The organism is Gemmatimonadaceae bacterium (genome assembly GCA_037721215.1).
Classification (GTDB): Bacteria; Gemmatimonadota; Gemmatimonadetes; order Gemmatimonadales; family Gemmatimonadaceae; genus UBA4720.
In genome coordinates this window covers 38,067-52,181 of record JBBJNV010000025.1, presented here as the reverse complement: position 1 = coordinate 52,181, position 14,115 = coordinate 38,067, and the positions used below count along the sequence as shown (strand labels likewise).

At 60.5% G+C, this 14,115-nt stretch carries 13 protein-coding genes; all 13 read right to left on the bottom strand.

Features of this window, described 5'->3' with window-relative positions:
- Nucleotides 1-8: 8 nt before the first annotated feature.
- A complete protein-coding gene (locus WKF55_13665; GenBank protein MEJ7760626.1) occupies nt 9-2,681 on the bottom strand; it encodes a protein kinase in 2,673 nt (890 codons plus the stop codon).
- 55 nt (nt 2,682-2,736) lie between these two features.
- Nucleotides 2,737-3,279: a DinB family protein gene (locus WKF55_13660; protein MEJ7760625.1), complete on the bottom strand. Its 543-nt coding sequence runs from the start codon at nt 3,277-3,279 to the stop codon at nt 2,737-2,739.
- 62 nt (nt 3,280-3,341) lie between these two features.
- Entirely contained in the window at nt 3,342-5,063 is a 1,722-nt protein-coding gene (locus WKF55_13655; GenBank protein ID MEJ7760624.1) for a DUF2207 domain-containing protein, read from the bottom strand.
- Nucleotides 5,060-5,608, bottom strand: coding sequence for a LemA family protein (locus tag WKF55_13650; protein ID MEJ7760623.1), 549 nt, complete (start codon nt 5,606-5,608; stop codon nt 5,060-5,062). The genes WKF55_13655 and WKF55_13650 overlap by 4 nt, the downstream gene beginning before the upstream one ends.
- A 100-nt stretch (nt 5,609-5,708) precedes the next feature.
- Complete coding sequence (locus WKF55_13645) at nt 5,709-6,809, bottom strand: FAD-dependent oxidoreductase (protein MEJ7760622.1); 1,101 nt, start codon at nt 6,807-6,809, stop codon at nt 5,709-5,711.
- A gap of 837 nt (nt 6,810-7,646) precedes the next feature.
- A complete protein-coding gene (locus tag WKF55_13640; GenBank protein ID MEJ7760621.1) occupies nt 7,647-8,900 on the bottom strand; it encodes a glycosyltransferase in 1,254 nt (417 codons plus the stop codon).
- The gene (locus WKF55_13635; GenBank protein ID MEJ7760620.1) at nt 8,890-9,654 is read right to left on the bottom strand and encodes a hypothetical protein; all 765 of its coding nucleotides are present in this window, start codon (nt 9,652-9,654) and stop codon (nt 8,890-8,892) included. Before WKF55_13635 ends, WKF55_13640 begins: the two co-directional genes overlap by 11 nt.
- Nucleotides 9,651-10,346 carry a WbqC family protein gene (locus WKF55_13630; GenBank protein MEJ7760619.1) on the bottom strand — a complete coding sequence of 232 codons (696 nt, stop codon included), beginning with the start codon at nt 10,344-10,346 and terminating at the stop codon, nt 9,651-9,653. Before WKF55_13630 ends, WKF55_13635 begins: the two co-directional genes overlap by 4 nt.
- Nucleotides 10,347-10,365: 19 nt before the next feature.
- Nucleotides 10,366-10,896 carry a GNAT family protein gene (locus WKF55_13625; protein ID MEJ7760618.1) on the bottom strand — a complete coding sequence of 177 codons (531 nt, stop codon included), beginning with the start codon at nt 10,894-10,896 and terminating at the stop codon, nt 10,366-10,368.
- Nucleotides 10,897-10,957: 61 nt separating this feature from the next.
- On the bottom strand, nt 10,958-12,190 hold the full coding sequence (locus WKF55_13620) for an N-acetyl sugar amidotransferase (protein ID MEJ7760617.1): 1,233 nt from the start codon (nt 12,188-12,190) through the stop codon (nt 10,958-10,960).
- A gap of 2 nt (nt 12,191-12,192) precedes the next feature.
- Nucleotides 12,193-12,951, bottom strand: a complete 759-nt coding sequence (locus WKF55_13615) for an AglZ/HisF2 family acetamidino modification protein (GenBank protein MEJ7760616.1) — start codon at nt 12,949-12,951, stop codon at nt 12,193-12,195.
- Between the two features lie 3 nt (nt 12,952-12,954).
- The gene (gene hisH / locus WKF55_13610) at nt 12,955-13,566 is read right to left on the bottom strand and encodes an imidazole glycerol phosphate synthase subunit HisH (protein ID MEJ7760615.1); all 612 of its coding nucleotides are present in this window, start codon (nt 13,564-13,566) and stop codon (nt 12,955-12,957) included.
- Nucleotides 13,563-14,114: an acyltransferase gene (locus tag WKF55_13605; protein ID MEJ7760614.1), complete on the bottom strand. Its 552-nt coding sequence runs from the start codon at nt 14,112-14,114 to the stop codon at nt 13,563-13,565. Before WKF55_13605 ends, hisH begins: the two co-directional genes overlap by 4 nt.
- Nucleotide 14,115 lies beyond the last annotated feature (1 nt).

Sequence of the window (14,115 nt, the reverse complement as noted above, 5' to 3'; positions counted from 1 at the left end):
GGGGGGCCTCACCGCCCGGTCACCCGGCTTATCCAGGCGTCGCCGAAGTAGTCCTCCGTGAATACCACCGCGCGCTTGAGATCGTCGGAGACCGAGAGGCCGGTGATGGGGCGAGGCACGACACCCAGCCGCCGCTGCACGCCCGGAGCTGTGACGTGATAGAGAACCGCCGTCGACGCCGCCTCCCAGGCGAGAAAAAACATCGATCCGTCGGCGAGCACCCTGAAGCGGCCGTCGTCTACGAACTCTGTCGCCCAGGGAATTACGGCACCGTCAGTGAGCGAGATCTCGCTCAGGCGCATACTGTCGGAGGTTGCGACGTTCCATCCCTTGAGCGCTGCGCGGCCGCGCGGGGAGGCACTCACCTCCGTGATGACATCGTACCACGGGGGCTTCGGAACGGTACGCGTCTGCCCCGCTGCATGGATCTGGACGGTTTGTCCGCCATCCGGGATCCACATCCACCCTCCGCCGGGAAGGGGTTCAAAGTCCCAGGCAATGGAATCAACAGCGAACTCGTGCCGGCGCCTCCCGGTTTCAATATCCAGAAGCGACAGGCTGCGTCCAGTTCCGTCAAGCACCGATATCGCGAGGGTTGCCGGGTCCTCCCAGAAGGCGCGGTGGGTGCCCGCCGGAAGGCTCAGCGGAGACTCGGTCGCGCCCTCAAATAACCGAAGGGACCAGCGAAATTCTGTGGCGCCAGAAGTGGCAGGCACGGTACGCCAGAGCAGGGCCCGGCTACCGTCGGGTGAAAGGTGAGCCCAGATAGGAGTGGACGCGCGCGCGAGCCGGCGGCTGTCGGGAAACCGGCCAGCGAGCACATCCGACATTTCCAGTGCATAAACGCTGTGCTGGTACGCGCCGTCGTCCACCACCAGCGCGCCTCCGTCGGCGGTCACCGAGAAGCTTGTGAAACGGCCGGCGTAGACGGTATCGGTGCGCGAGCCCAGGCGGCCTGAGCTAGGATCGAGCGGGGTTCGCGTGATGGCTCTGACCGCTTCACCCGCGCCGCTCTGCCACAGCGCGATCGCGTCACGCGCGCCGCTCTGCCACAGCGCGTCGCCGCTCGTCCGGACGGGCCCTGAAGGTCCGGTGATGCGTCCAACCTCCCGGCCCTGCCGATCGATGATCCGCTGCTGCAGGAGCGATGACTTCACCAGCGACAGGATGATCCACTGCGTGCCGGGCACAGCCGCGATGCCAGCGGACCGCGACCCTTCTGTCTCAATACGTATGCTGTCGTGTACCGCGCCCGCCAGCGTCGTCACCCGAATCCACTGGACGCTGTCGATCCCCGTCGACGGCATTAGCAACAGCGAATCACCACCCGCAAAGAACGTCGCGCCGCCGCCGAAGCTGCCGCCCGTTCCCACCCAGCGGGGTTGACCTCCCAGCAGGGCAACGAGGTGGGTTCCCCACCGGCGGCCAATAGTCCCGGTTACTAGCAGGTGCCGCCGGTCGGGACTCCATTCTATGAAGTATGCCGACGCTGCGGCCTCCAGCACGCGCCGGCTTGCCGCCCCGCCGATGTCCTGCACGTCCACGGCGTAGGCGCAGGTGGTTTCCGTGCACTCCTTGGTGACGTATGCGAGCTGCTTGCCGTCGGGCGAGATCGACGGCGTCTGGATGCGGCCAGTGAAGGTGAGCTGGGTGCGGTCGCGCAGGCTCACTGCTGACGACCGGCTGGAGAACGAGCGGCCGCCCCAGATGCCCAATGCCGCGACGACGACGATAAGGGCAGCAGCGACCGCCGCCACAGTCCAACGCCGGTGGGCATTCGCGCTGACCGCCGGGTACGGCCGCGTGTCGGTGGGCGTGCTGCCGCCGGTGGGCGTCTGGACCAGCTCGAGCTGCGTCAGCAGCGCGCCGGCTGTCTGCCATCGGTCGGCGGCTTTTTTCTCGAGACAACGCATGATCGCGTCGGCCAGAGCCGCCGGTACACCCTGGCGTCGCGCCGTGACGTGCCGCGGAAGCTCGGTCACGTGCGCGGCCAGCACCTGCTGCGGCGTCACGCCAGTGAATGGCGGTTCGCCCGCCACCATCTCGTAGCCGACCACTCCGAGGGCGTAGACATCGGCGCGGTGATCCACATGAGGATCGGCAACTGCCTGCTCCGGCGCCATGTACGCCGGCGTGCCGAGCGCCACGCCAGCGGTGGTCACCCGGCTGCGGCCTGCGGCATCGCTCACCGCTTTCGCGACGCCGAAGTCAGTAACCAGTGCATGCCGGCCGCTGAGCAGGATGTTCTCCGGCTTGATGTCGCGGTGCACCACCCCGTGATCATGCGCGTGCGCCAGCGCATCGGCCACGTCGCGCATGATGCGAACCGCGTCCGGCACCGGCAGCTCGCCTTCACGCGCAAGCCGTTGTCGCAACGACTCGCCGGTGATGTACGGCATGACGTAATAAAGAGTCGCGCGTTCGGCGCCCACAGCGCCGGAATCGAGCAGCGGCACGATATGCGGATGCCCGAGGCGCGCCGCGATGCGGATTTCCTGAAAGAAGCGTTCGCTCCCGATGGAAGCCGACAGATCCGGGCGTAGCACTTTAACAGCGACCTGCCGCTCATGACGGAGGTCGGTCGCGAGATAAACGGTAGCCATGCCGCCCGCGCCGATTTCACGCTCGAGGCGGTATTGGCCGGCAAGGTCTTCGGATAGGCGATCGAAGGCCGAGGTCAGATCAACTCGCTGGTGAAGGTGGAGGAAAATGCGTGGATGGGCGGCGAGGGGCCAGTTAGGACCGAGGCTGTTCGTGGTCGGTCAGAACTGGTAGAAAACGCTCCCACGGGCCTGTAGCATCCCGATACTGCTTGGCCATCACGCGCGATATTTGCGCGATGTGCCCGAGATCGTGAACGACCCACGCCGCGAACAACTGACTGAGGATTACGCTGCCGAGCACGGGATGCAGGCCAGGAAGATCGAGATCTGCCTGTTGCAATTGCCACGACTGCACCAGCGCAAGATTCGCCGTGCGAAGCCTTGAAAACTCATCGAGGAGCGAGTCCAGCGACCGGCCTGCGTTCCGTTCGCGATGACGAAAGCGGTCGTAACGTTCGAAGGTTATGTCGGGGCCTTTTGCCAGAACAATCCGCGCGCGAGTAATCCAGTCGGTTTCTTCGCCGTCAATGAGGTGCCCGACGACGTCAAACGGGCTGAACGTATCGGCGCCTTCGTTTGGCAGCGTCCATCGTGTTTCAAGTCCGCTCAACAATGCGTGAAGGGCGGGGGGAGTACGCGCGAGCACTTCCAGTGAAGCATTGAGATCGAAGTTCATGTTTTCCTCTGGCGTTCACAGCCACCGCCACAAACGCATCGAATCGAAGTTCATGTTTCCCTTTAACGTCCGCCGCCACCGCCACCCCCTCCGCCGCCTCCTGACGACCCCCCGCCTCCCGACCCCGAGCTGCCGCCAGGCGGCGTCGACGCAGAGGATATCTGAGAACTTAGACTGGATCCGATTGCGTTGCTGAAATCGCCGAGGTTGGATATCGGTCCCCGACCACTGTACCATGTCATGCTGTTGGCGGTTGTAGCCGCTACCGCCTCACCCACGGCCTGTGTGAATTTGTCGGTCCAGGCGTCTTCAACTTCCAGGGCAACGGCAAATGGCAGCATGGTCTCGTAGCGCTTTGCATCGAGCGAAGGCTCATCCGGACCCCGCATCTGCGAAAGCTCGTCACGCTCGGCCACCTTCATGTACAGCTTGAGCCCCTCTATCTCGTCGAGCAGCTCCCTGCCCTCGGCGGTTGGAGCGCGCACGAGCCTCGCAAAGATGCTCACGCTGATCAGCATCAATACGACCGCCACTATTATTGCGGGAATCCCGTACCCGCCAGAGCCGATGAACGCAAGACCACCGGTCACAACCGCAATGACAATCGCGATCCCCACTTTTCCACCATTGACCTTGAAGTATCGGGGATCGAATTCGCCGCGCAACGATTTTGAATGCGCATCGCGCACCTTGGAGAGGATAGCGGCGTTCTTGTTCTTGAGAACTACACTCTCGCGGTCGGCGGAAAACAATTTCTGCAGCAATGCGAGCTGTGTCGGCTCCGGCGTGGGCGGCGATGCAGATGCTCCGCGATCGAGCCGCCACTCATCCTTAAGGAACTTCTCGTCGCGGTTGATTCCGATGTAGCCGGCGACCGCGAGAGCAAGTACATCCGCGCTGAAACAACGCATGTCGTAACCCATGCGCTGCATGAACCTCAGACCGGCCGGTGTTTGACCCGGCCGCGGCTCGTATCGAGCGATGACGATCCCCTTCCGCGGGTCGCGTCCGACGCGGCTCCATTCGCGCCACATGTACGCCAGTAACACCAGAAGGCCCGCGAACGCGACCAGCACCCCCCTGTTGTCGCGCAGGAATGACTGCGCTCGCTCCGCGTCACCTGGTGCGGAAACGATGCCTTTTGGAAAAGTCAGGACGACGGTAAATCCTTCGTTTGGCGGGAGCGGCGCAGTGAGACGGTATCGCGCCATACCGGGCGCCGCGACTTCGGCGACATAAGCACTTCCCCTTGCCCCCTGCGCTCCAGTGTAAGCTTCCGCGGTCACGCGCTCCACCGGAACCGCCTCGGGCAACCGGACTTCGACCGTGCCGCTATCGATCGGAAAGACCCAGCTGGTACCAATCGCGTTCCAGTAGAGCTCGTCGTGCTTCGCGAAAAAGCCAAGCTGCCGCGTGGTCCGGTACCGCAACGTATAGGTGTATTGGGCCGGGACGGTGAGGAAGTCATCGTTGCCGGTATTGATGCGCACTCCGTTACTCATCCGCTCGGTGAACCAGGGCTCCTGTTTTCCGTTTCGTTCGACGCCGATTACCTCGAGATCGACTTTGACCTGATTTCCGAAGCGATCACGGTACCGGGTGGGGAAATCACGATAAATGCCGCGCCGAATCTGTTGCCCCGCGGCAACCACTACGATCTTTTCAGTAACGTCGAGGCTGCCGTCACGCCTGATGTCGACACGGCTATCGTACGAAACAATGTGCTCCTGGCCGGCCAGCTGCATCACTGGCCACATAACGAGGAATGCCAGAATTCTTATCATGACAGCACCACTGGCACCGACGCGCGTTCGTCATCCCGGGCACTGAAGAACTCGGTTTCTGCGAATCCCCCAGCGCGTGCGATCAGAACCCCCGGAAACCGCTGAATCGCAGTGTTGTTGTCGCGCACGGCGCCGTTGTAAAAGCGTCGTGCATACTGGAGATGATCCTCGACCTCGACCAGGTCGCGCTGAAGCTGAAGAAAGTTTTCGTTCGCCTTGAGGTCGGGGTAAGCCTCCTTCAGCGCAAACAGCCGGGTCAGCGCCTGTTCGAGAGAAGACTCGACCTCGCCGAGTTTCGCGGGACTCGTCAGCGAAATGGCCTGCGCACGAAGCTCGGTTACCGCTGTAAGTACGCCACGCTCGTGTCCCGCGTACCCTTGCACTGCGGCCACCAGCTGAGGCACGAGATCGTGCCGGTGCTTCAGCTGAACGTCGATGTCGGCCCACGCGGTGCGTACCTGATTTCGGAGATGCACGAGACGATTGAACGCCACGACCGCCCATACTACCAGCACCAGCCCGATCAAGGTGACGACTACGCTCACACAGCCTCGCCCGAAATCGAAGAGCGGCGGAATGTGCGGATGTTTGTACCGCAGGGGAAGGCCGACACGGTTATCAGGGCTCGGTTGCTACTCATGGGTGTCACCTGTAGCGGGCCACGAAGCGACGGTCGATCAATTCCTTCCATCGCCACACACATTTCCCGCGAAGCGCGAACGCACCGCGCACCGCGACAGCGTCACGCTCGCCGGTGCCGATGAGTGCCAGCGCATGGCGTTGGGGCCGATACGCAGCGAGCGGCTTGCCAGCCAGCGCACGGCGCAGATTATCAGCCAGCACCGGTCCCTGCCGTACGGCATAAACCCCCGCTTTGGGCAGCGCGCAATTCGACATGCCAGCCACGTCGCCGGCAGCAAAAATGCGCTCATGAGAAACCGACCGCAGCGTGGCGTCGACGAGGACGAAGCCTCGCTCGTCGAGCGAAATGCCGGATGATGCAAGCCACGCCGGCGGTGCGACCCCTGTCGCCCATACCAGGTGGTCGAAGGGAATGCGCGCGCCATCAACGAGGCGGAGGACGCGCGGATCCACTGCCACGACCTCGCTGCCCGTGTGCACTTCAATCCCGCGCGCTGCGAGGATTTCGGAAATCAACTGCCTCGCACGATCATTTTTTTCGGGCAGGATGTGTCGATCACTGTCAACCAGGAACACGGTTCCGTACGCGTTGTCAGTGGCTGCAAGCCGGTGATGCATCGCCAGCGCGAGCTCGATGCCTCCAACCCCGCCGCCGACGATGCCGACTCGGATCGGGCCGGTGCGTTCGCGGAGGAGCTTGTCCCACCAATCGCCAAACGCCTTGATCGGTTTCACTGGAATGGAGTGTTGTTCGGCCCCGGCAACGTCCTGACGCGGTGGCGTTGCACCGATGTCGAGCGACAACAAGTCGTATCCGAGCCGGGTATCGTCGTCGATCAGCACGGTGCTGGTCGCAGGGTCGATGCCAATCACGCTCGCCTTTACAAAGTCCGCATTTGCGGCACCGGCAAGACGTTCCACGTCGATCGCGCATTCTTCGGTTTTGTAGAGGCCACCAATCCAGCCTGGCCACATGCCGGTGTATAGCAGCAACGGCGACGGAGTCACGACAGTTATTTCGGTGTCGCAGGGGCGCTGCAATGCAAAACGGCGCAGGACCTCGATGTGGCTGTGCCCGCCGCCGGCGAGCAGCAGACGCTTCATTCCTCCCGGCCTTCTTTCTGTGTCAGGGCCGCGCTGAATAACGCTCATCCGTACGCGGCGCGTCCGGCAATTGTTCGTCGAGTGATTGTCGGTAGCGCAGGCAGCCCTGGAGGAACTCGGGCCACTCCGGAACCCCAGGGAGCGGGTCAGTTGATTCCGGAAGCAGGGCCCACAATGCCGGATGGTGCCAGCAAAGCTCTTGACCGGTACTGTCCCGGTGCGTTCGAATGCCCGCGCGAAGTTTGCGAACCTCAGTCATGAGCTGCTCACGCGACATCGAGGTTACATCCTCATCCACGGAGCCTCCGGATAGAATGCCGAATGATTGCAAGCTACGGACCTTGCAGGACGACTTGCAGACTTCGCCCGGACAGGCTTCTCAGAAGTAGAACTCCCTCAGCCCGATCCCATGCTCAGAGCCTGATAGGGCGCGCAGGGCAGCCAGGCGTCATCTGCGCTGCCAGCGTTGCACTTGAAGAAAAACCCACCGCCACCGCCGCGCCCGCGACTTTCCCTGAGCACGGTCCCGGCACCCCGGCGACGGCCCGCGAGGCCAGCCGTCGGGCGGATGTCCCCCATCCGCCTCCCACCTGTCGTGGCGCGCGTGGCGCGACCCCTGCTCAAATTCCTATCCCAATCGCGCTTGGAATAGGCTGAGATCAGCGCTGGAGATTTGTAGCGGGACCCATCGTCGACAACAATCGCCTCCCAGCGCGGATCGGACTGGGCAAGAATCGAGTCGAGCGTTCCTCCACGGGATCCGCCCGGTTGAACGACGAACTACAGGTCGTGACGACCGTGTTTGAATCAGGATGTAGGCGGATTGTTCCAATCGTGTCAGAAGACAAGGCCATCGTGCGATTTCCCGGCGACATTCTCGCGATACCACGTTTCACCTGCCACGCAAGTGCTTGCGGCGTTAATCACCGCGGCCTCTGCCTCGTCTCTCGGCACATAATCGGCAGTCAGATAGGTTGGCACATAATCGGGCGCCGCATCCCGCCCTGCGTGGAGCTTTTCCAATAGCTGATCCACAACATGTTCAATGCCATTGTTTGCCTCCACGTACCGGCGCCCGTCCTCGGCAAGTTGCACGCGGAGACGCCGATCCGTCAGCAAAGTGTGCAGGCGGGGCACAATGGAATGCTCATCGATGCCCCAAACGGGGGGGCGAAAGCATGCCGGTGAATCTTCCAGATAACGCGTGGCAACGGCACAGCCACTGCCCATTGCTTCGAACGAAAGCCAACCGGGACCATGCCCGATAAGCTCGTCGACAAGGACGTCGGCATCGGCGAGAACTTCCAGAACTTCCGCATGAGGGACATCACGAAGGGAAACCAGATCGAATTCGATCCCTTGAGTGCGAAGTCTTTCCAACGCGTCTTCAATCACGTCGGTGCCCTTGACATGCGGCATGCTGGGAATATGGACCACTTTGGGTACGGTTCGCCCCGGTACTCGGAACTCAATCTCTTCGAGGCGAAGCGGGATTTGCAGGTGATGGTACGGACGGAGCGCCAACCCCATCTGGTCGGGCGCCGAAAAGATAGCGTCAGCATAGCGCTCGTGGGTACGTAGAACTTGCAGCTTTTTCGCGAGCGGTACGGAATGATACTCTGGCGGGAAGAGCCAGCGCTCAATACCGTATTGCTGCCTGAAGACGTCATAATCCCGTACGTCGGAGCCCATCAGCATCGTCGCAACGCGGGTGCCGCTGTCCTCAATAGTGCGGAAGACTTCCTGGTCGAAAGGGATGTCGCCCCAGACGCGAACATAAAGGTCGGCGTTTCGGACCAGGCGCTGCCGCAGCCAAGCCTCGATCGAGTTGTGCAAACCCTGGCTGGTTTCCCAAACCGCCTGGATAATCCGCCGCCAGACGCAGTTGAAGCCAAGCCAACGTGACAGAAAGGAAGTCGGAAACGTGTACTGGTCGTAGTCGTACGAGTATGAGAAAAACTGGTGTGGCATCGCGACCGAGGTGACGCTATGGCCACGACGCCTGAACTCTTCCGTCAGGTCGTGGATCAAACCGCAGATTTCGTGACCGCTTATGACCACTCGAAGGGAGCCCTTCCGGCTATCCTTCATGTTCGTACCGGTGATGAACGAAGTAGGTATCCGGGTGGATGAGTGCGTAGATGAGGCGCTCGCCGGCGGCTGCGTGCTCTTCAATCGAGCGGCGGTCACCGTCCAACAGTTGCCCGTTGCGATACGACTTCCATCGGGTCCATTCCGAATCGGACACGTAAAGACTGTTCCAAAACAGGTTAAAGGAGGGCTCGCGGTCGTACCCTTCGTAATCAAGCCCAAAGTCCGCAGGTTTGCGATGGTTCCAGAAGTCGAGATTGTTCAGCCCGGTCATGCCGCCGTGACTTGCCGCCCCGCGCACGCGGACCTCCAGCATCGCTTCCATTACCCGAAGATCGCGGACCAGGCAACGCTCGGGATCGTCCTGCCAGATGAAGGCCTGGTCCAAAACTTCTGAGTGGTATCCGACTTCATGCCCTTCCACGATCATTTGCCGAAGGATCCGAAAGTTCTCAAACGAAAACGGGTTGTACTCCAGAGCATGCAGCCGAATGAAAAATGTCGCTGGAACGCCGAGATCGCGCAAAACTCCAAGAACCATGCGCGCCTTCAGCAGCGAAAGGTCAACGTCGACGCGAAGAACCACCACTCGCCCGGCATTCATCTTGTCGGGAAGCTGGCAATACTCATCACAGGTGAGAATGCGGTAGCCAAGGTCGAGCACGGACTTCAGCTGGTTACGGAGATAGTTGATGGTGAAGAGCGGAACGGGAGCCGCAACACCTCGTGCAAGCCCGCTGTCGTTCGCTTTCATTCAACCATCAGTGCACGGACTCCGCTGAATCCGAGATTCATCAGGGCATCGATCACCGAAAGGCCGCTGGTGAACGCCGAGCTGCCGCCCTGCTCATAGACCGGATGGGAGAAGTCCTGAGCTACCAGCTTGATTCCGCTCGCCGCCCACATCTCGAAATCCAGATACTCAGTCGATCCCGCACCATACAGGTATTCGGTTCCATCGACGTGGTTGACAATGTTGAGTAGCATCTGGTTCGAATGACCTGAAATCTGCATCGTTGACGATCGAGTGTATTCCAGCCGGAGGCCGAGCCGTTCGCACACCCATTCCACCGCCATGATGTTTCGGTCCGCAATCGATGTCCCTCCGAGTTGGTAATACGCTTCGACCAGCGGAAATATTTCACGGAAGACTGTGTGTTTCGAGTATGCGTGCCTGACCGTTTCCAATTGTTTTCGACACAGCCTTGGTTCGTTGTCGATAACCATTTCAGCGATAGGGACGAATTCGCGCTGCCGGTCTCTGCAGAGCGGTATACCAAGCCAATGTGACCGGCCGCCAAGAAGTATCCTGACTCGCTTCGTCAGGATGCCGTCGTTCGGTCGGTTCGCGACATGATCGAGAAAGATGAATCGGTCCGCCTTGGCCACCTTGTCGAAAAAGCCGAGCCATGGCCAGAAGTCAGGCTGAGTTATGACAACTCGCACAATTGGGATCGACTTTGTGTCAGGAACGCGCTGGCGCCACGTCGCGTGCAAGGATTGCCATGCCGATAACGTCGACAAAGCTGCCGTTCACGTAGTCCGCTTCCACCAATCTAGCCTCATGGCGAAACCCGACGCTTTCGTAGAGGCGCACGGCACGAGCATTCGTCGCATATACCTGCAAATAAACGCGGTGCAGGTTCAAGTCGTCGAACGCGAATGACAGAAGCTGCACGAGGGCGCTTCGGCCATATCCCATCCCGCGATGTTCGTCCTCCCCAATTCTGATCCGAAGCTCGGCGCTCCTGGCCACGGCGTCGACGCGGTTGAGCTGGCACATGCCAATGAGAGCACCTTCGGCGGTCCGAATACCGAATACATGATCTGAGGGGCTCGCAATGATCTCAGCAAGCCATTTCTGATGGTTTGGCTCGTGCACCGGACGGTAGCCCGTGTTGTACACGACGGTGGAGCGATCATTGACCCATTTGAACAAGGCCGCCGAATCTGTCTCGCGGATTGGGGAGAGCTTGCACTCGCCATTCATGCTCATGATTGAAAGAGTGAAAACATACGATGATGACGCACGAGCGCTTCTCGCCAGGGCCAAGTGCTCACCGTGCCACAGTCGGATTCACGGAAGGTCCGGCAAGTGAATTCAGCGAATATCTCGACGCTCTCTTTTCGACCATAGCTGTGTCCTTGAGGACACAGTATTTGAGATAGAAGCTCCGCGTCACGTAACCCAATTTGTAGAGCGTAAAAAACACCGGCCGCATCCGCTCGAAAGTCTGCTTGTAGGTGCGATGCTGGGTGTAGTGAGAGAGCGGCGCGCTCATGATGTCTTCCCACTCGGAATCCGAGAAGCCGACTCGCTGTTTGATCTCGGCAAGGATTCCCGTGTCGAAGGTCTTCTCTTCGGCAATTCGCAGAAGAGCCTCGCTCCGGCCGAGCTGTCCGGAGCGGACGAGCGCGGAGAATTCCGCGTAGCGCAAGTCGATCCCGAACTTTCGAGGCAGATAATAGTTGTTGACGAAGTACGCCGTGCGATTCTCCATGTGATGGCCACCATACCATTGCCAGCCGTAGGTCTCGTTTAGAATGCGCTTGGTGCGTTCCTTGTTGTAATCCAGGTAGTAGAGCGGTCTGAATTTTTTTATGCGGTCGACGGCCATCCACTTCATCCAGCGAATAAGGCCCAGCTCGGGCAGCGTCTTGATACGCCCATCTCCGTACCTGCGGTGGATCGTCCGGACATACTTCGAGTCCATATAAAACCAGCCTGGGGGAGAGATTCCCTCCGTTCGGAACGAATGTCCCTCCCATATCCATTTCACACCGTGTTTTGCCGCCGCCATGTAGTGTACCGCGGCCAGCGCGATATCCGTCGGTGTATCGATCTCAGGGACGGAGGCCAAAAAGAACGACCGGTAGATGCGCTGAAGTTCGGCATTGTCTACAACGTGGGTATACAGATCGATGTCGAGCGCCTCCAGCATCCGCTGGATGTTCTCAACTGCAATGCGCGAGTTGTAAGTGTTGTCGAAGTGCGCGGCGAGAACGCGAAGCCCGAACTCCTTCTTCGCGAGATGAAGCATGTACGAGGAGTCACAGCCTCCACTGACTCCAATGACAACGTCGTACGGCTTCCCGCGACCGTCCTGCCTGATCTGGGCGACGGTCGCCTCTAGAATCGCCCGTCCAGGCTTGCCCGTCGGATAGTCCAGCTCAAGCACCTCGTGCTGCCTGCAGTAGCTGCATACCCCGTCCTCGCCGAATGATATCCGGGGGATCGTCTCGTCGTAGATACAGCGCACGCATTGCTGGAGTGTTCCGGATTCCTGCACCGTCAATCCTCGTCGATGATGAGCTGCCGCTGCGGAAAGTTGATGAGCACCCCCATTCCCTGTTTCTGGTAGACGGCCATGCTGCCCACCGCTGCAGCATTGGCGGCGGTCTCGTCGAGCACCTGCCGAAGATGCGCAACGTTACCAGCTCCCCCGCACGCAATCAGTGGCACTGTCACCGCCCCCGCAATCTCTCTGATCGTGGGCAGGTCGTAGCCGCTCCACGTGCCATCGCGGTCCACCGAATAGAGCAGAAGCTCTCCAACGCCAAGGTCATCGGCCAGAAAGCGGCAGTGCTCCTGCAGGCTTCGCCGGGTTCGCGCGCCTGAAGCGGAATACACCTGTTGCGAACCGAAGAGTCTCTTCCGGTAATCCGCCGCCCCGACGACACTTGTTGACCCGTATTGGCGGGTAGCCTCACGCACGAGGCCCGGATCTGTAAGGCACCGGGTGTTCACGATCACCTTCTCGACACCAATCTTGTAGAGCCGGGCGAAGTCGTCCAGTGAGGCCACGCCGCCTCCGTACGAAAAAGGCATAAAGCACTCCGAAGCGCAGTCCCGGATGAGGTCGAACTTTGGACGCCGCTTCTCCCGTGACGCATTGATGTCGAGCATTACAAGCTCGTCCACCTCCTTCTCGTTGTAGATCTTTATCGCGTTGATCGGATCGCCGACATACCGCGGATTTTTGAACCGGACCGTCTTTACCAGAGCGCTCCCGTCGAAAAGGAGGCACGGCATGATGCGCTTGAGGACCATCGCTCAAAGCCTGACGAAGCCATCGAGGAGCGCCATTCCAAAGCGGTGACTCTTCTCCGGGTGGAACTGCACGCCGAAGACGTTATCGTGGTTGACCGCGCACGCGAAGTCGAAGCCGTAGCTGGCCATGCCGATCGTGTCCTCCTCCCGGTTGCACGTCACGTAATACCCGTGAACAAAATAGAAGCGGCTGCCCTTGCCGGCCGGAATGAGGGGATTCCCGCGCCGGGCTTCGACGTAATTCCAGCCGATATGGGGCACTTTCAGCCCCGAGTTTTCAGGAAAACGGAAACGTACTGTCTGCGCGTCGATCCATCCGAGGCCGTCCAGTTGGCCCTCTTCACTGGATTTCGTGAGGAGGTGCATGCCGAGGCAGATGCCGAGTATCGGAACGCGCCGCTCGATTACGGCCTCGTTCAGCGCCTCGAGAAGTCCGAATTCGGCGAGGTTCCGCATCCCCTTGTCGAAGGCACCCACGCCAGGGAGAATCACCTTGTCGGCGCGGCGGAGAACGTCAGGATCACGCGTCAGCACTGACTCCGGCGCGCCGACACGCTTGAGCATATTTGCCACCGACGCGACGTTGCCCATGTCGTAGTCGACGATCGCGATCATGGGGAAGATGGCCCGTTCTCGGCGCGAACCCTCAGGACCGTTGCCGGAACGCCGGCGACCACGGAGTAAGCAGCCACATCACGCGTGACGACCGCTCCGGCTCCCACCTGAACGCCTTGTCCGAGGTGAACGCCAGGTAGAACGATCGCGCCCGTTCCAATGTCGCAATCGTCTTCGATCGTAATGGGAGCGAGCTCCAGAGCGCCGAAAAGAATCGGAATCTGGATCCCTTCCTCACCGTGGTAAGAGGTCAACATCCTGACCCCCGGGCCAATCCCTACGTTGCGACCGATGACAATGCCGCCTGCACTGTGAAGGAAGCACTGCTGGCCAATCCAGGTATTGTCACCGATCTCGAGCAGGTTTTTGTAGTATGCCTTGAGTATCGTCTGATGGCCAATATAGATGTTCTGGCCCAGCCGGATGTTCTCGCTGTGAAACACCATCACGCCGGCCTCAAAAACGACATTGCTGCCGATGGCGCCAAACTTCGCGTCATCCGGAGACCCGGAACCCTCTGAGCGGTAGAGCGAAGGCGGGCGGGGCATG

Coding starts and splice junctions, on each gene's coding strand:
- WKF55_13645 (MEJ7760622.1), bottom strand. CDS start 6,809: ATGAAGCGTCTGCTGCTCGCCGGCGGCGGGCACAGCCACATCGAGGTC.
- hisH (MEJ7760615.1), bottom strand. CDS start 13,566: ATGATCGCGATCGTCGACTACGACATGGGCAACGTCGCGTCGGTGGCA.
- WKF55_13660 (MEJ7760625.1), bottom strand. CDS start 3,279: ATGAACTTCGATCTCAATGCTTCACTGGAAGTGCTCGCGCGTACTCCC.
- WKF55_13605 (MEJ7760614.1), bottom strand. CDS start 14,114: ATGCCCCGCCCGCCTTCGCTCTACCGCTCAGAGGGTTCCGGGTCTCCG.
- WKF55_13635 (MEJ7760620.1), bottom strand. CDS start 9,654: ATGAAAGCGAACGACAGCGGGCTTGCACGAGGTGTTGCGGCTCCCGTT.
- WKF55_13640 (MEJ7760621.1), bottom strand. CDS start 8,900: ATGAAGGATAGCCGGAAGGGCTCCCTTCGAGTGGTCATAAGCGGTCAC.
- WKF55_13625 (MEJ7760618.1), bottom strand. CDS start 10,896: ATGAGCATGAATGGCGAGTGCAAGCTCTCCCCAATCCGCGAGACAGAT.
- WKF55_13655 (MEJ7760624.1), bottom strand. CDS start 5,063: ATGATAAGAATTCTGGCATTCCTCGTTATGTGGCCAGTGATGCAGCTG.
- WKF55_13615 (MEJ7760616.1), bottom strand. CDS start 12,951: ATGGTCCTCAAGCGCATCATGCCGTGCCTCCTTTTCGACGGGAGCGCT.